This is a genomic window from Leclercia sp. 119287 (assembly GCF_009734485.1).
GTDB classification, from domain to species: domain Bacteria; phylum Pseudomonadota; class Gammaproteobacteria; order Enterobacterales; family Enterobacteriaceae; genus Enterobacter; species Enterobacter adecarboxylatus_C.
On sequence record NZ_CP046445.1, the window covers coordinates 4,161,868 to 4,178,897 of the forward strand.

14 protein-coding genes, 1 tRNA gene and 2 pseudogenes are annotated in these 17,030 nt (G+C 48.7%); 14 read left to right on the forward strand and 3 right to left on the reverse strand.

Going from position 1 to position 17,030, the window contains the following annotated elements; translation table 11 throughout:
* Window positions 1–39 precede the first annotated feature (39 nt).
* Window positions 40–1,929, forward strand: coding sequence for an RNA polymerase sigma factor RpoD (gene rpoD, locus GNG27_RS19950; RefSeq protein WP_255474671.1), 1,890 nt, complete (start codon window positions 40–42; stop codon window positions 1,927–1,929).
* Window positions 1,930–2,142: 213 nt separating this feature from the next.
* On the opposite strand, the gene mug is transcribed toward rpoD, so the two are convergent.
* Window positions 2,143–2,649 carry a G/U mismatch-specific DNA glycosylase gene (gene mug, locus GNG27_RS19955; RefSeq protein WP_156264665.1) on the reverse strand — a complete coding sequence of 169 codons (507 nt, stop codon included), beginning with the start codon at window positions 2,647–2,649 and terminating at the stop codon, window positions 2,143–2,145.
* Between the two features lie 125 nt (window positions 2,650–2,774).
* Here mug and GNG27_RS19960 point away from each other — a divergent pair.
* The 6 genes and pseudogenes from GNG27_RS19960 to GNG27_RS19990 all read left to right on the forward strand — a co-directional run.
* A tRNA-Ile gene (locus GNG27_RS19960) sits at window positions 2,775–2,850 on the forward strand.
* Between the two features lie 117 nt (window positions 2,851–2,967).
* Window positions 2,968–3,663, forward strand: a complete 696-nt coding sequence (locus GNG27_RS19965) for a hypothetical protein (RefSeq protein WP_156264666.1) — start codon at window positions 2,968–2,970, stop codon at window positions 3,661–3,663.
* A gap of 226 nt (window positions 3,664–3,889) precedes the next feature.
* Window positions 3,890–4,093, forward strand: a complete 204-nt coding sequence (locus tag GNG27_RS19970) for an AlpA family transcriptional regulator (RefSeq protein WP_077226360.1) — start codon at window positions 3,890–3,892, stop codon at window positions 4,091–4,093.
* Window positions 4,094–4,210: 117 nt separating this feature from the next.
* Window positions 4,211–5,326, forward strand: a complete 1,116-nt coding sequence (locus tag GNG27_RS19975; RefSeq protein ID WP_103822947.1) for an inovirus-type Gp2 protein — start codon at window positions 4,211–4,213, stop codon at window positions 5,324–5,326.
* A 27-nt stretch (window positions 5,327–5,353) separates the two neighbouring features.
* Complete coding sequence (locus GNG27_RS19980) at window positions 5,354–5,911, forward strand: hypothetical protein (protein WP_103822948.1); 558 nt, start codon at window positions 5,354–5,356, stop codon at window positions 5,909–5,911.
* 1,426 nt (window positions 5,912–7,337) lie between these two features.
* A pseudogene (locus GNG27_RS19990) lies at window positions 7,338–8,281 on the forward strand (IS3 family transposase); the annotation flags it as partial.
* Between the two features lie 345 nt (window positions 8,282–8,626).
* Here GNG27_RS19990 and GNG27_RS19995 read toward each other — a convergent pair.
* Window positions 8,627–8,929 (reverse strand): sigma-S stabilization anti-adapter protein IraP, encoded by a 303-nt coding sequence (locus tag GNG27_RS19995; protein ID WP_185902359.1) that lies wholly within the window; start codon window positions 8,927–8,929, stop codon window positions 8,627–8,629.
* 198 nt (window positions 8,930–9,127) lie between these two features.
* Between GNG27_RS19995 and hmpA the strand changes: the two genes are divergently transcribed.
* The 4 genes from hmpA (at window position 9,128) to GNG27_RS20015 (ending at window position 12,261) form a co-directional block, all read left to right on the forward strand.
* Window positions 9,128–10,429, forward strand: a complete 1,302-nt coding sequence (gene hmpA / locus GNG27_RS20000) for an NO-inducible flavohemoprotein (RefSeq protein WP_231600412.1) — start codon at window positions 9,128–9,130, stop codon at window positions 10,427–10,429.
* Window positions 10,430–10,850: 421 nt separating this feature from the next.
* A complete protein-coding gene (gene vapB / locus GNG27_RS20005) occupies window positions 10,851–11,081 on the forward strand; it encodes a type II toxin-antitoxin system VapB family antitoxin (RefSeq protein ID WP_039032651.1) in 231 nt (76 codons plus the stop codon).
* Complete coding sequence (locus tag GNG27_RS20010; protein ID WP_156264668.1) at window positions 11,078–11,494, forward strand: type II toxin-antitoxin system VapC family toxin; 417 nt, start codon at window positions 11,078–11,080, stop codon at window positions 11,492–11,494. Before vapB ends, GNG27_RS20010 begins: the two co-directional genes overlap by 4 nt.
* Window positions 11,495–11,517: 23 nt before the next feature.
* Window positions 11,518–12,261: a hypothetical protein gene (locus tag GNG27_RS20015; protein WP_156264669.1), complete on the forward strand. Its 744-nt coding sequence runs from the start codon at window positions 11,518–11,520 to the stop codon at window positions 12,259–12,261.
* 255 nt (window positions 12,262–12,516) lie between these two features.
* Here GNG27_RS20015 and GNG27_RS20020 read toward each other — a convergent pair.
* Window positions 12,517–13,211, reverse strand: a pseudogene (locus tag GNG27_RS20020) (IS1 family transposase); the annotation flags it as partial.
* A gap of 90 nt (window positions 13,212–13,301) precedes the next feature.
* On the opposite strand from GNG27_RS20020, the gene GNG27_RS20025 reads away from it, so the two are divergent.
* From GNG27_RS20025 to GNG27_RS20035, 3 genes are read left to right on the forward strand one after another with little or no spacing between them, the layout of a single operon-like run.
* Window positions 13,302–13,871, forward strand: a complete 570-nt coding sequence (locus GNG27_RS20025) for a fimbrial protein (RefSeq protein WP_156264670.1) — start codon at window positions 13,302–13,304, stop codon at window positions 13,869–13,871.
* A gap of 58 nt (window positions 13,872–13,929) precedes the next feature.
* Window positions 13,930–14,625 carry a molecular chaperone gene (locus GNG27_RS20030; protein ID WP_105902572.1) on the forward strand — a complete coding sequence of 232 codons (696 nt, stop codon included), beginning with the start codon at window positions 13,930–13,932 and terminating at the stop codon, window positions 14,623–14,625.
* An 11-nt stretch (window positions 14,626–14,636) separates the two neighbouring features.
* On the forward strand, window positions 14,637–17,030 hold the full coding sequence (locus GNG27_RS20035; protein WP_103825497.1) for a fimbria/pilus outer membrane usher protein: 2,394 nt from the start codon (window positions 14,637–14,639) through the stop codon (window positions 17,028–17,030).

Below are 17,030 nucleotides of genomic sequence, written 5' to 3' on the forward strand. Positions count from 1 at the left end.
AAATACAAGTACGCCCTCGCTTTAAAGGTTGGCAGCCGTATCGCCGACACCAATCAAACGAATAAGTGTGGATACCGTCTTATGGAGCAAAACCCGCAGTCACAGCTGAAACTTCTTGTCCAACGTGGTAAGGAGCAAGGCTATCTGACCTATGCCGAGGTCAATGACCATCTGCCGGAAGATATCGTCGACTCCGATCAGATCGAAGACATCATCCAAATGATCAATGACATGGGTATTCAGGTGATGGAAGAAGCCCCTGATGCCGATGATCTGTTGCTTGCTGAAAACTCAAACAACACCGATGAAGATGCAGAAGAAGCTGCTGCACAGGTTCTGTCGAGCGTTGAATCTGAAATCGGCCGCACGACGGACCCGGTGCGCATGTACATGCGTGAAATGGGTACCGTTGAACTGTTGACCCGCGAAGGCGAAATTGACATCGCTAAACGTATCGAAGACGGGATCAACCAGGTTCAGTGTTCCGTTGCCGAATACCCTGAAGCCATCACCTATCTGCTCGAGCAGTACGATCGCGTGGAAGCAGAAGAAGCGCGTCTGTCCGATCTGATCACCGGCTTTGTCGATCCGAACGCGGAAGAAGACATGGCGCCAACGGCGACGCACGTCGGGTCTGAACTATCTCAGGAAGAGATGGATGATGACGAAGACGAAGATGAAGAAGACGGCGACGACGACAGCAGCGACGATGACAACAGCATCGACCCTGAACTGGCGCGTGAGAAGTTCGGTGAGCTGCGTACGCAGTATGAAGTGACCCGCGACACCATTAAAGCCAAAGGCCGCAGCCACGCAGCCGCTCAGGAAGAGATCCTGAAGCTTTCTGAAGTGTTCAAACAGTTCCGTCTGGTGCCAAAACAGTTCGATTACCTGGTTAACAGCATGCGCGTCATGATGGACCGCGTCCGTACCCAGGAACGCATCATCATGAAAATGTGCGTTGAACAGTGCAAAATGCCGAAGAAGAACTTCATCACCCTGTTCACCGGCAACGAAACCAGCGAAACCTGGTTCAACGCGGCTATCGCGATGAACAAGCCGTGGTCTGAAAAGCTGCGTGATGTGGCTGACGACGTCCATCGTGGCCTGCAGAAGCTGCAGCAGATTGAAGAAGAGACCGGCCTGACCATCGAGCAGGTAAAAGACATTAACCGTCGCATGTCCATCGGTGAAGCGAAAGCCCGCCGTGCGAAGAAAGAGATGGTTGAAGCGAACTTGCGTCTGGTTATCTCTATCGCCAAGAAATACACCAACCGTGGCCTGCAGTTCCTGGATCTGATTCAGGAAGGCAACATCGGTCTGATGAAAGCGGTTGATAAGTTCGAATACCGTCGTGGTTATAAGTTCTCCACCTACGCCACCTGGTGGATCCGTCAGGCAATTACCCGCTCTATCGCGGATCAGGCGCGCACCATCCGTATTCCGGTGCATATGATTGAGACCATCAACAAACTCAACCGTATCTCCCGCCAGATGCTGCAGGAAATGGGCCGCGAGCCGACGCCAGAAGAGCTGGCCGAGCGCATGCTGATGCCGGAAGACAAGATCCGTAAGGTGCTGAAGATCGCCAAAGAACCAATCTCCATGGAAACGCCAATCGGCGACGATGAAGATTCGCATCTGGGTGATTTCATCGAGGATACCACCCTCGAGCTGCCGCTGGACTCTGCGACCACCGAGAGCCTGCGTGCCGCCACGCACGACGTGCTGGCTGGCCTGACCGCCCGTGAAGCGAAAGTCCTGCGTATGCGTTTCGGTATCGACATGAACACCGACCACACGCTGGAAGAAGTGGGTAAACAGTTCGACGTTACCCGTGAACGTATCCGTCAGATCGAAGCGAAGGCGCTGCGTAAACTGCGCCATCCAAGCCGTTCTGAAGTGCTGCGTAGCTTCCTGGACGACTAAGCGTCCTGAACGTAAAAAGCTCCCTACGGGGAGCTTTTTTGTTGGCTTTTTTCCCTTCGCTCTGTGGCAGAGTGCCCCCTAAAAAACGCCCGGCGGCGCTTTGCTTGCACGGGCCTACGGATCCCGTAGGCCGGGTAAGGCGTAGCCGCCACCCGGCAGTTCGTGCCTTCTCCTATAGAGAGGTCAGGCTGAGGGCATCAGCCAGCAAAGGAGCTAAAGCCCGCGCGTCACCAGCGCCTCATCCAGCTCCCGATACGCCTCCACCAGTTTCTCCACCGTCGCCCTGTTAAGCCCACTCGGATTAGGCAACACCCACACCTGGGTCACGCCGATGGTGATACTCTGCTTTCCCCACTGCACGCCCCGCTGGCTGAACGCCTGCTCGTACGCCTGTTTACCCAGGATAGCCAGCGCTGCCGGCTGATAGTCCTCAATCTTCTTAATCAGTTCCCGCCCGCCGCTGCGCAGCTCATGCAGATTCACCTCGCTCGCCTGCACCGTCGGCCGTTCCACCAGCATAGTGATACCGCAGCGGGTATCCAGCAGCTGTTGCTCCTCTTCCGGCTTCAGCAGCTTGTCGGTAAACCCGGCCTGGTAGATCACCTTCCAGAAGCGATTTCTGGGGTGAGCAAAATGAAAACCGGTATGGGCGGAGGACTTTCCGGGGTTGATGCCGCAGAACACCACCCTCAGGCCTGGCGCAAGGATGTCGTTGATCATGATTACTCCCGCTTAATGGTTCAGGCTCTAAGTATAAGAGATTGAAAATGGGTTGTTTATAAAAACAGCAGGCAGGTGGGTAGCTCTGGATTGCGGCGAGGAGTTACTTTATAATCCTCCGCCACGGCCCCTTAGCTCAGTGGTTAGAGCAGGCGACTCATAATCGCTTGGTCGCTGGTTCAAGTCCAGCAGGGGCCACCAAAATTATCAAGGGCTTAGACAGGAAACTGGCTAAGTCCTTTTTGTTTGGGTGAAATACAGGTGACGTAATGGGTGACGTTACTTCACCGTCACTTCCTATCGAGAATAGAAGGCTGTATGGATTTTTCAGAAATACTGGGTAAAAAGGTTCAGCAGCAAATTCAGCGTAACAAGCCGGGACCAAAAGACTGCGTCAGTCTGTATAATATTTTGCGCTCGGCCAAACATCACTACACACTCGCCACATATGCAGATCTTTCTTCAGCCCTCCTGACACTTCTGTCCGGTAAATTTGATATAAAATTCTTTATAATTAACAAGGACACAATCGTAGATACAGAGATGATAAACTTTGGTCAATGTCTCGAATTGGATTACAAAAAAGGAAAACTGACATCTCCAGAGTTGGCGAATTATGTTGCCATCACTCCTACCCTGCTTCTGTCAGGGATCAATGAGTCTCTGTCAAATGAATCACTTCATACGCATGGCTTCTTACGTAACGAGATAGCGCCACTCCTTGATTTCGAACTTATGAATGTGGCTGAAGATAAAACGAATGATAAAGAAAAATATAGCCAAAGACTGGCAGAACGTGAGATTCAAAACCCTCCTCCGCTGAAAGGGGAAAACTATGCTATCAAGCGAGAAGAGTTACTGATCGCAGCTCTGGCGATTATTGGTCAAAATCAAAAAGACGGCAAAAAAATTATTGTCCCAACGATTACAGACCTTCTTGATGAGATCGAAAAACAAAAAAAAGTTTTGGCCTTCCACAGAGACATTACCTATGTCCCGCAAAGAAGCAGCTGAACAGCTCGGTTTTGCACTGAATCTATTTGCACGCCAGATTCAAGACCTTGAAAGCCTTAGGGCAATGAAAAAACAAAAAAGAAAAAATTAGGATAAAGAAAGAGTTGCGTAAGATCCTCGATGACCTTTCAGAAGGTGCGGAAGTAAACTCAATCTTAATCTGATTAACTCCTGATGATTTCAATACACTTCATTGGGAGTTAGCAGTTTGAAAAACAAATCATCCATGTCTGACAGAGTTATTGCCCTACACCAACCTCAGCGCCTGATTCGCATCAATGCAATGCTTGAACTTCTCGATTGCAGCCGTACCACCCTCTATCGTTGGGTAAAGTCTGGATATTTTCCTAAGCCACTGATGCGGAGCGGTAAAACGCTCGGCTGGCCCGCTAGTTTGTATGAAAACTGGCTTGCACAGAACGATAAATGAGCATTGTGTCAAAGGGCTGGAGTTTCCAGCCTTTCTTTTGCCTGTTGATGCAACCAGTTGAAACAATAAGCGCATCAATTCAGAACGGTGCAGCGAATCGAGCCTTAATGTAACTCCATGATAAATAATAAAACTCCTAGCAGAGATCCTATTCCTCAGAACCCGGTAATTAATAATATTACCCGGAGCTCTGCTTATCCTGACATCAGACCTGGTGGGGAGTTTCTCTATGACAATGTCCTCTGGCCAGTCATGCCTGAAGAGAGCCAGCAGAATACTAAAATCATGAATTCACTGTTCCGGACCGTTGATAAAACTTACCGCAGCTGCTCTCGTTTTCTGGCAGTACGCTATGACTTTCACCTGCCTCAGTATAGCCCTGACAATAATGTTATTACGGAGTTTCATCGGCTGCTGATTCCCGCCCTCAGGAAGATCTATCCCAAAAGTTTCATGCGGGTATTTTGGGTCAGAGAGCAGAATAAGGCCCCCGCTCAGCATTACCATTATCTTCTGATGATGGATGGCAACGCTGTCCGCCATCCTCACAAAATTAACCAACTGGTGAAGTGCTATTGGAAACACGCTACTGGCGGTAGGGTCTGGCTACCTAAGCATGGATACTATCTGGTTAACCGGGACGATACCGAGGCTTTAACGGCATTGCTTCTAAGGGTTAGCTACTTTGCCAAGCGCTACTCAAAAACGCATGTCGCTGACAATATTGGCCTTTCCGGAACTCAACACTACTCATGCCTGAAAAAAGCCAGGCGCATTAAACCAGCTCAATTACAGATTAATCCTGCTTCTTCTGTGCCTGCGCAGGAACATTGCCCTTTGCCCGGTAAGCTGGATTCTCTTTTTGCTGAAAAGGAAAACAGGGCTCAATTCAGTCAAATTGAAAACGAAACGCCAGAGGCCCTGCTCGCATATGTAACGATGCTGGTGGATAAAAAATCATTTCGTAGTAAAGCTCTTTTAAGAGCACTACGGCGACTGCATGCGTTTAAGAAAATCAGTCCGTTAATCACACCGTCCAGCACCATTAATTCAAGCACTAGTCCACATTGGCTGCGTCACTTTGAGCGCTACTATCGTGAATACTGGCCTTGCAATATTAGCGTTACGCAATATTGTCACTGGTATTACCTTAATCCAGGGACTGCAAGTCGTTACCTATGTAATTACCCAACGAATTTAATCAACCCATGGTTATTGAAAGCTTGGCTGTAGCAAATCACTAAAAATCAGGAGGGGTAAATGGATACTGAGAATAATAATGAATATGACTGGGGTCTTATCGAAAAAAACATACGCCGTATATATGGAAACAAAGCATATCGACGTATTACAGAGGATGAATGGTGGAAATGTAAATATTTAGAACGCCGAAAAAAGCTTAGAAAACAATTAGAACTAAAAAGAGACTTTGTTGTTAAGTCGTTGTTATTTACTTCTTTTTACGATAATCCAAACACTATGGTGAAGAAAAATCGGCGAAACGGTCAACGCGGTCGGTGGAATATCGATAGGTTTTCCAGAAGAATTTATATTAAAGATTTGGGATCGCTTGATACTGTGGCGCATTTATTGACAAAAATGTCATGGCATCCCCACCACTCATATATTTTTGCTGTAGCACTCTATCCCGGCGTAACCAGCCAACAATTAGCAGATTACCTCGGAATGACCAACTCAAACCACAGAATGGTATTTCGACGTTTGAACAATGACCTCTATCTCGTTGGCTGGCAATTTGTTTCGTGTCAGATGGGTGCTCAAAACAAACCATGGGGCTGGTATCTGGAGAAAATTTGAGGCGTGATCAGCGGGTGAGATCAGGTATATCTGATCTCACCCGCTTTGCCTGTTCTGATACGTCTGATTAGAGTGGCCCTATAAATCACCAGACACTTCGCCTCTCTGAAAATAAGAGGTAGTCTTGGACCTATGTTTAACACCAGTCAGAATAATAAGATGGTTGAAGTTTTATCAGGAGCTGAACGGCGTCGCCGCCGTGCACCGCAGAAAAAAATAACCATTATTCAGCAGACAATGGAACCCGGTATCCGCACCATGCTCGACGGCAGCAACATCGGTTCATCCCCCAGATGCGGGGAACTCGAATCAATCTTGCTATCACGGCAACCTAATACCGGTTCATCCCCGCAGATGCGGGGAACGCTTACACCCTCACAGCGCCGTTAGCGCCGAAATCGAAAACCATTGGTTTTCATCCACAGGGAAAACAACTAAGAGTAAATTACACCAGCAGTAAAATTTGATATGAGCCGACGCGCCCAAAACATGCAAATTCCTTGATTTTAGTGATGAATGCTCAGTGGCTAAGATAAGCAAACTAAGCCTCATAAAGGCTAAATTACAGTTGATAGCAAAGTTATCGGAAGATAATTGAAAGTTTTCCCGCTAACGACCTATAAACCTGGGGACCGGATAAATGAACGTAGAGCAGAACAGGCAAGATGAGTGGCACGCCATAGAGGAAAAATTATTGTTAAGCCATTGGTATTCCCCTCTATTTTTGCCGACCACAAAACTAAAGTGAAGAACAATCGACAAAACGGGCAACGCGGTCGGTGGTTTATAGATAACTTTTCCAGAAGAATTGACATTGAAAATTTGGGACCTATTGATAGCGTGGCACAACTGGTAAGGAAAATGTCCTAGCATCCCCATCACATCTATATTTGGGCTGTGGCCACTTACCCCGGTGTAACTAGTCAACAGTTAACAGATTGCCTGGGAATGGCCAGTTCAAACCACAGAATGGTATTTCGGCGTTTAAACAATGACCTCTATCTGGTGGGCTGGCAGTTTGTCTCATGTCAGGTGGGTGCTCAAAACAAACCATGGGGCTGGTATCTGGAGAAAATCTAAGAAGTGATCACCTGAAATGATCAAGTTCATCGGATCACTTCAACTTTGCATGCGCTGATACCTCTGATCACCTATCCCCAGAAGGCTATCATCGTTCAAAGCCGCACCCTGACAGAAGTTGGTAATGATTTTGGTGATTTGATCAGGGAAGTAAACGACACATAAACCTTTTGATCAAAACGCGGAAAAAATTTCGCTTGTCTCGTTACGGGTGATCAAAACAGTGATCAAATGATCACTCTGACGATACTCCTGGTTCTGAAATGGCTGCGAACAGTAAAGTTGATCCTACCCGCGAATAGTGGACACGCGGCTAAGTGAGTAAACTCTCAATCAGAGGTGACTCATGACAAAACCAGTATCAACCAGCAAAAAGCCCCGTAAGCAACACACACCTGAATTCCGCCAGGAAGCTCTGAAACTCGCGGAACGTATTGGTGTTGCCGCCGCAGCCCGTGAACTCAGTCTCTATGAATCACAGCTTTATGCCTGGCGTAGCAAGGTGAAAAATGCTCATTCATCTTCCGAACGTGAGCAGGAAATGTCGGTTGAAAATGCCCGCCTTAAGCGGCAACTAGCTGAACGGGATGAAGAGTTGGCTATTCTCCAAAAGGCCGCGACATACTTCGCAAAGCGCCTGAAATGAAGTATGTCTTTATCGAAAAACATCGGGCTGAGTTCAGCGTCAAAGCCATGTGCCGTGTGCTTCGGGTTGCCCGTAGCAGCTGGTATGGCTGGTGCCAGCGTCACCATCAGCCCGGTCCACGCCAGCAGTTCCGGCTCATCTGTGATACTGCTGTCAGTCGGGCATTCACTAAGGCAAAGCAGCGTTATGGTGCGCCTCGTCTCGCCAAAGAACTGCCTGAATACAATATCAAAACCATCGCTGCCAGCCTGCGCCGTCAGGGACTGCGGGCGAAAGCGACCCGTAAGTTCAGCCCGGTCAGTTACCGTGAGCACGGCTTGCCCGTGTCAGAGAACCTGTTGAAACAGGATTTTTACGCCGGTGGTCCAAACCAGAAGTGGGCAGGTGACATCACCTACTTACGTACAGATGAGGGCTGGCTGTATCTGGCGGTGGTCATTGATCTGTGGTCGCGTGCCGTCATTGGCTGGTCGATGTCGCCGCGTATGACGGCACAGCTTACCTGCGATGCACTGCGAATGGCGCTGTGGCGACGTAAACGCCCGGAAAATGTCATTGTTCACACGGAGCGTGGTGGTCAGTACTGTTCGTCGGATTATCAGACCTTGCTGAAACGTCATAACTTGCGTGGCAGCATCACCGCAAACTATAACAGTTCACATCAGGGGGATGCCAGCCCCTTTTTTTCAGGTTGACACTACGTGACTGAAAAGAAGCTATATTTCTACAATTAAGAAACATCTTAAATAATAACGGGACGTTCAGTGACAATGAGTCTCACGGGAGGCAGCTACGACAGAGGAATTCCGGTTTACAGGGGAGCTGAATATGGCGGCAGGCATTATGCCAGACATACTATGTGCCGTATTCGTAAAGTGACAGTTTATCCACGAACATATAGCCTCCCTTCCTGTTCATCCCGGAATACCGTTCACCGCGGTACCAGGCCGGCAGAAATACCGACCGGCTCTATGCCTGCCTGAGACCTCTTAAGGTTGGTTTATGGACTGTATGCGTCTCCTTCCTAGTGATGGACGCATATGAAAATTAAACAATTCTTCCACAGCACGCTGGAGTATGTGCGTTTCATCCGTATATGTGGGGCAACACCCGTGCTGTGAAGCGAAGGACTCATCAATCTCATTTTTCAGTTGCATACGAACGCTGTCATCCAGCCGCATGAGAAGGGCAGCCACAACCAGATTCAGTGCTTCAGTCTGAATAATCACTTCCTTTTCAGATTCATGCTGCTCCGCAATAATATCAACCAGCTCCGCCAGTAATGCCTTCATCTTCATTTTCCTGTGCAAGACAACATGAAATCACTCTATACCATATTTTATTCATGCCGGTCGGACCACTAATTCTCATCGTTGGACCTGTAAAAAAATATGCGTTCCATTCCATTTTCTGGCAGAAAGAATACAGCGGCTGTACCGGATTTATAAGCCGGGTCACACTTCCCAGCATGGTTTATGCTTATCAGGACCATGACTGTTACTGAATTAAATCCCACGGAGGATCGCATGCTAACTCAAGAGCAGAAACAACTGGTTGAAGATACCGTTCCGGTACTGAAAGAAAATGGCGTTGCGTTAACGGATTATTTTTATAAGCGCATGCTACGGAATAATCCTGATTTACAGGAAGTCTTTAATATGGGGCATCAGCGCAGCGGTGCACAGGCGAAAGCGCTGGCAGGCGCGGTGCTGGCCTATGCCGAGAATATCGACGATCCCGGGGTACTGGCCCCGGTCATTGAACTGATTTGCCACAAACATGTCAGCCTGAATATTAAAGCCCCCGATTACGGTATTGTCGGTGAAAATTTACTCCATTCAATCAGCGAAGTGCTTTCCGTACCTATGGACAGCCCGCTCATCGGGGCTTGGGGGGCCGCTTATAAGGATTTGGCCGACATATTTATCGGAGCCGAGAAAAGGCTTTATGATGAGCGCCGTAACACGCCCGGCAGCTGGCTGGGCTGGCGCGCCTTTACCGTCAGCAGGAAAGTAAAGGAAAGCGAAGAAATCACGTCTTTTTATCTGAAGCCTGAAGACGGACAGGCCCTGCCCGATTACAGGCCGGGACAGTACGTGACACTACGCGTTCTTGTCCCTGAACTGGGCCTGAAGCAGCCCCGGCAGTACAGCTTATCCGCCAGGCCGGGAGCAGATTACCTACGTATCTCCGTGAAACGTGAAGATCCTCGTGCGGAAGGACAGGATCCGGGCTATGTCTCATCAACCCTCCACAATGCCGTCAGTGAAGGCGACACGGTGGAATTGAGCGCGCCGGCGGGCAACTTCTTTTTATTAAATCCTGAAGTGGACAATGTGCTTATCAGTGCCGGCGTCGGCCTGACGCCCATGATGTCCATGACCCACCATTTGCTGGCAGAAATAGCCGATCCGAATACCGTGCTAAAAGCGGACCACACAGAACAGACGCAGGACAGGAAGCAGATATTTTTCCTTCATGCGGCCCGCAGCTCCGATGTTCATGCCCTGCGTCAGGAACTGGCGGCACTCTCTGAGCAGAACAGCAATCTGCATATCTTTATCGCCTATGAACAGGTGAAGGAAACTGAGGTGCCCGGGGAAGATTACCATGTGCAGGGCCGGCTCGATCTCAGCGCGGTACCGGCGAAATATCTGCCGGCAGACGCCGACTATTACCTGTGCGGTCCGGTTCCGTTTATGCATGAACAGTACCGTTCCCTGCTGGCGCTGGGCATTGCGAAAGAGCGCATCCACAGTGAGGCCTTTGGCACGGGAGGTGTGGGTATCTGACCTGAGATGCAATAAATTGCGGGGGCAAGCTGCCCCCTTCGTGACCAGCAGTGATGCCCGCCAGAATGTTTGACATCCCATATTATCCGCGACGGAACCACCGCTTAGAGGGACCTGTTAACTCCCCTTGTATCTGAACCTTTCTGTAACGAAGTATAAGCCTTTCTATCTTCTCCGACTGCGGCCAAAGATCCGACTCTTGGGGTTTTCGGATCTCAGGAGAAATAAGAAGAGAACTGAGGATAGGTTTGGCATATCCATATCCATATGCCGTACATCTGCATATCCAGACCCTATACATATGCCTCACATCTGCATATACTATACCTATCCAATGGTAGGTGGTGTTTTTTAATTCGCCTGTGCTTTTCACAGGCCATGCCCGAAGTATCGGGCAAATGACTTGATGGGGTGTAACGTAATGAGAACCGTATCCATTTTTAAAAATGGCAACAACCGCGCCATCCGTCTGCCCCGCGATCTGGATTTTGAGGGGGTGAGCGAGCTGGAGATCGTCCGGGAAGGGGACAGCATCATCCTGCGCCCCGTCCGGCCGACCTGGGGCTCGTTCGCGCAGCTCGAGAAGGCCGACCCGGACTTTATGGCGGAGCGCGAGGACGTTGTCACCGACGAAGGACGATTTGACCTGTGAACAAAACCTATATGCTGGACACCTGTATCTGCTCGTTCATCATGCGCGAGCAGCCGGAAGCCGTACTGAAGCGCCTGGAGCAGGCGGTGCTGCGAAACCAGCGCATCGTGATCTCGGCCATTACCTATTCCGAGATGCGCTTTGGCGCCACCGGTCCGAAGTCCTCGCCGCGCCACATCGAGCTGGTTGACGCGTTTTGCGCCCGCCTCGATGCCATCCTGCCCTGGGACAGCGCCGCGGTGGATGCGACCACGGACATAAAGGTGGCGCTGCGCCTCGCCGGGACGCCGATCGGCCCGAACGACACGGCGATCGCCGGGCATGCCATTGCCGCCGGCGCCGTGCTGGTGACGAATAATGTGCGGGAATTTGAGCGGGTGCCGGGTCTGACGATTGAAGACTGGGTAAAATAGCTGAAAATTTGAAGGTACAGGGAATGGATGAGCTGAAGATCGATAATCCAGCGCAGCGCTTGCTGGATATTCTTGAAGAAGGTAAGCAATACAACACCGGGGAAAATTGTCGGGCTGTGTGGAAGAAAATGTTGCACATCAATCACGATGCTGAACATCATATTCTAATCCGGCTGTCGCAGGTGATGGCATTGCCCGAGCGCATAATACAGGTACGGGAGAACAATTTTTCATCACTACGGGGGAAATCCACATACTGGGAAGCCTGCGTGGGTAATGCTTTTACGTCGCAAAACCTTAATGAAGCTTGGCATACGTTTATCCGGCATATCGATGAACGCACCCTGTATGAGCTGGGGACTCTGTCAGATTTGTTTGAAACGCGCGGCGCACATTCCACAATCGACACGAATGAAATTGATTCCCTGCTGAACAGAATCAGGGAGCTTCGTGAGGAGATACGTCATTCTGAGCTTCCGTCAGCGATGAAAACAATGTTACTTAAGCAGCTGACGCAGATACAGGAAGCATTGGAATCGTATTTTATCTCGGGGGTTGAACCTGTTATGGACGCGGTACAGTCCACGTTAGGACTTGCCGTCATCGCTCCTGAATATAAGGAAGAAATTAAATCAGGTTCAGGAAGCCAATTTGGCGACAGAATTTCCTCTCTACTCAGCGATGTCGCCAATGTCGTGACTGTTGCCGGTGCATTACCCGCGCTCCCTGCTGCAATACAATCAGCTCTCAGCCTCCTGAGTAAATAAATCCTGCCTAAGACGCCCTGAATTAAGGGCGTTACAAATACGCACTACTGTCGAATTTGGTATTTTTCGGACCTCTGCGAATAATAATCGCTTACATATGCAAAGCATCAACATATGCCATAAATCTGCATATACAGGATTTACGCATACCGAATCTGACACTGCAGGACTGGGTTAAATAATTAATGGATACAGTAAGAAACAGATAACATGAGTAAAGTAAAAATCGATAATCCTGGTAATGACTCCAACGTATTGATAGTGTTTTATGTTCAGATAATGCCCGATGACTTTGTCATGCAGCTCCACCGATTTTGAGAACGACAGCGACTTCCGTCCCAGCCGTGCCAGGTGCTGCCTCAGATTCAGGTTATGCCGCTCAATTCGCTGCGTATATCGCTTGCTGATTACGTGCAGCTTTCCCTTCAGGCGGGATTCATACAGCGGCCAGCCATCCGTCATCCATATCACCACGTCAAAGGGTGACAGCAGGCTCATAAGACGCCCCAGCGTCGCCATAGTGCGTTCACCGAATACGTGCGCAACAACCGTCTTCCGGAGCCTGTCATACGCGTAAAACAGCCAGCGCTGGCGCGATTTAGCCCCGACGTAGCCCCACTGTTCGTCCATTTCCGCGCAGACGATGATGTCACTGCCCGGCTGTATGCGCGAGGTTACCGACTGCGGCCTGAGTTTTTTAAGTGACGTAAAATCGTGTTGAGGCCAACGCCCATAATGCGGGCGGTTGCCCGGCATCCAACGCCATTCATGGCCATATCAATGATTTTCTGGTGCGTACCGGGTTGAGAGGCGGTGTAAGTGAACTGTAGCTGCCATGTTTTACGGCAGTGAGAGCAGAGATAGCGCTGATGTCCGGCGGTGCTTTTGCCGTTACGCACCACCCCGTCAGTAGCTGAACAGGAGGGACAGCTGATAGAAACAGAAGCCACTGGAGCACCTCAAAAACACCATCATACACTAAATCAGTAAGTTGGCAGCATCACCTAAATTTATTGAAAATTACAGATAAGGGGTTATTTATGAACATGTTCATCAAAGGAATGGCGTCAGCAGCGGCAGTAATGATCTTTGCCCCAACAGTGGCGCTGGCTGCTGATGGAAAAGTGACCTTCAATGGTGAAATTATTACTAATACCTGTACTGTCATCAGCGGTGATAAAGATAAAATTGTCACACTACCCACTGTTCAGGTGTCTGCATTGTCTGCCGCGAATCAAACTGCGGGGACAACACCTTTCACTATTGGTCTTGAAAATTGTGCAAGTGCTTCAGATGTTTCGGTCTATTTTGAACCGAATGAATATGTCTCAACGGAGGGGCGACTAAAAAATACCATTCCTGCTGGTGGCTCTGATAATGGCGCGGATAATGTTGATATCGAGCTACTGAATAATAATCATAGTGTAATTGACCTTGCAAACCAAACCATTGATCCAACGACCGGAAAAGTCACGGGTGGTAACTCAACGGTCGTGACGCCTGTCGATGGTTCTGCGACACTGCCTTTCTATGCACGTTACTTTGCGACAAATGCCGCTGAGGCTGGGAAAGTGAGTTCCTACGTGAACTTCACTATCGTTTATCCGTAAGACGTTAAGGCAGCTCCGGCAGGGGCTGCCTGCTCAGAGAACAGGGAGGTGTTGAAATATGACTCGTTACTTTTTTACGTTTCTTTTATTCGTATATATACCTTTCGCGAATGCAAATATTGTCATTGATGGGACCAGAGTGATCTTTCCATCTGACCGGAAAGAGGTATCAGTCAGAGTCACTAATTCAGGGGATATGCCGTCACTGACGCAAGTATGGGTTGATGGTGGCACAATACAAAATAATACAGGCAAAGACATGGCGCCTTTTGTGGTTCTGCCGCCGATTATTCGTGTTGAACCAGGAAAAGGACAGACCTATCGTCTGGTTTTTAGCGGCGCCGCGCTTCCACAAGATCGTGAGTCATTGTACTGGTTTAACATGTTGGATATTCCGCCAGAGCCTAAAAACAGTCAAGGTAGCAACTATTTACAGTTATCGATTCGTTCACGTATTAAGTTATTTTATCGTCCGATAACATTAAAGGGAAATGTCAGCGAGGCTGCCAAATCTTTAACCTGGGAATTTCACAATGATAATAACACACTCTTTGTGAATAACCCATCTCCATGGTACATCACCATTGATAGCATCACGATTAATGGGAATAAACAACCTGCTGGTATGGTGGCGCCATTTTCAACGATGAGCATAAATAATAAAGAGCATACACTGAAAGCCATGCCAGGTAAGTTCAGCTTCACAACCATCAATGATTATGGTGCTGTTGTGACTCATAATTATCCTCAGTAAAGGACATTATTATGAGATTCATGGAGATCAATGCTGGGTTAATAATAATAATACCATGGGGTGTTGCATGGTCAGAAGACGCATTTAATTTCAATAGTGCGCATTTGCATAACGCGACACATATCGATCTCCAGAAATTTAAGTATGGTAATCCGATGAATGTCGGGAAGTATCGCAGTAAGCTTTACTTAAATGGTTCGTATGCGAGCGAAGTTGAATTCGAGCTACAGAAGGTGGGAGAAAAAATTGAGCCCTGCATAACACCAGTATTATTTAGAGTGATGAGGCTTAAAGATAAAACGTGGCCAGAAAAGGCTTCATGTCTCCAGTTATCGCAGATCAATGCTGGCATTTCATGGCATTATGACGTCGGGGAGAATGCGTTAAATTTAACCATCCCGCAGGCGTTACAAAAACCGAAGTATCGAGGCGAGATTAATCCTGAGAGTATCGATGTTGGTGTTCCAGCAGCAGTATTACGTTATCAGGCGAATAGTTATCAGAGCATCAATCATGGCGATAGTCATAATTACAGTTATGTCGGGCTTGATGGTAGTTTTCGCGCTTACGGCTGGCGCTTTTACCACCAGTCTAGTTATCAGGCAAATGATAACGATACTCAGTGGGATAATATTTCGACATACGCCGAGAAAAGCCTTTTCGATTTGAGCTCAACCCTTAGGCTCGGGCAGGGATGGACAGATGGCACCTTCTTCGACAGCGTCAGCTTCGTGGGCGCCAGGGTTGCGACTGACAAACGGATGCTGCCAGGGTCACGACGTGGTTTTGCACCCACGGTAACGGGAATCGCTAGGACAAACGCGCGCGTCACCGTCACTCAAAATGGTTCCTTACTCTATGAGGCCACCGTTCCGCCAGGTAAATTCTCCTTTGCGGACCTTTATCCAACGAATTCAGGTGGCGACCTGATCGTGACGATTCATGAGGCCGATGGCAGCCAGGACACGTTTACTGTGCCTTATGCTTCCATACCTGGCCTGGTTCGTAAGGAGGCGCTGTATTACGATTTGTCGATGGGATATCTGGATGACAGCTATATCTCAAACCGTCCGGGATTCGGAGAATTAACTCTGCAGTATGGTTTTAATGACTATATTAGCGGCTATATGGGGGTAAATGGAACCGATGGGTATTACTCCACTCTTGTCGGTAGTGCATTAAATACTTACTGGGGAGCACTGGCTGTCGATGTTTCGCGTTCCTCCTGGAAAACTGTTGAAAATGACTGGCTGGATGGGTATCGCTGGCGCGTTTCGGCAACAAAATCATTGACCAGTGATACCCGAGTTACCTTATCAATGAGTCACAGTAACGATGCAAGGTATATTTCAATTCGTGATGCGGCATCGGCTAATAACCATGACAACTATACTTACCGCGAAATGACAAAGTATACAGCCAATCTATCGCAACAAATCGGCGGCGGTAGCTTGTCATTTTATGGCATATGGAGTGAAAACTGGAAGCATGGTACCTATCACTCCTATCAGCTAGGATATTCGAATAATTATAAACGCCTGGGCTACTATATCTATGCACAGAAAAGTCAGGATGCTAACCATAAAAATAACCAAATAGTCGGAATTTCTTTCTCTATACCTATTAGCGGTAATGGCAATATTCATACTCGTTTCAATTATGACAAGAATAACGGCAACCAGTTACAAGCGACTTATACTGGGAGTCGGGGTGAAAAGAACGAACTCAGCTATGGCCTGACGACAAGTTACGATATGCCAAAGGAAGGGGGCCATGAGAGTTCCATTGGAGCAAACGGTAGTTACCGAACTCATTATGCCTATCTGAATGCGAGCGCCAGCGCCGGCAAGAATCAACAGCAGTACTCCCTTGGGACTTCCGGCGCGTTAGTTGCGCATGAAGGAGGGGTGATTGCGACACCTGATATTGGTGAAACATTCGCCATTGTACAGGCCCCTAAGGCTGCCGGTGCAACGGTGGCCAACCGTATTGGACGTCCAGTGGATAATCGTGGTTACACCATTATCCCTTATCTGAACCCATTTACAGAAAACTGGCTGGATCTCGATCCGCAAGGAATTAGCGATCAAGTTGAGATCGTATCAAGTAGCACGGTCGTCGTTCCTGACTCAGGCGCGGCCGTGAAGGTAAAATTTGCGACCCGTACTGGCTACCCATGGTTTGCCAATGTCACGCTCAGTGATGGTAATACGCCGCCATTGGGTGCTGAGGTCTTTGACAGCAAAGAAATAGCCATCGGGGCCGTGGGACAAGGAGGGCTGCTATATGCCAGAGTCCCGGACATCAAGGGGGTTTTACATGTGGTCTGGGGCGACAATAGTGTTCAGCGTTGCCAGCTTGCGTATTCCGTTAATCAACAGACCAGCCGAAACCTTTGCAAATAG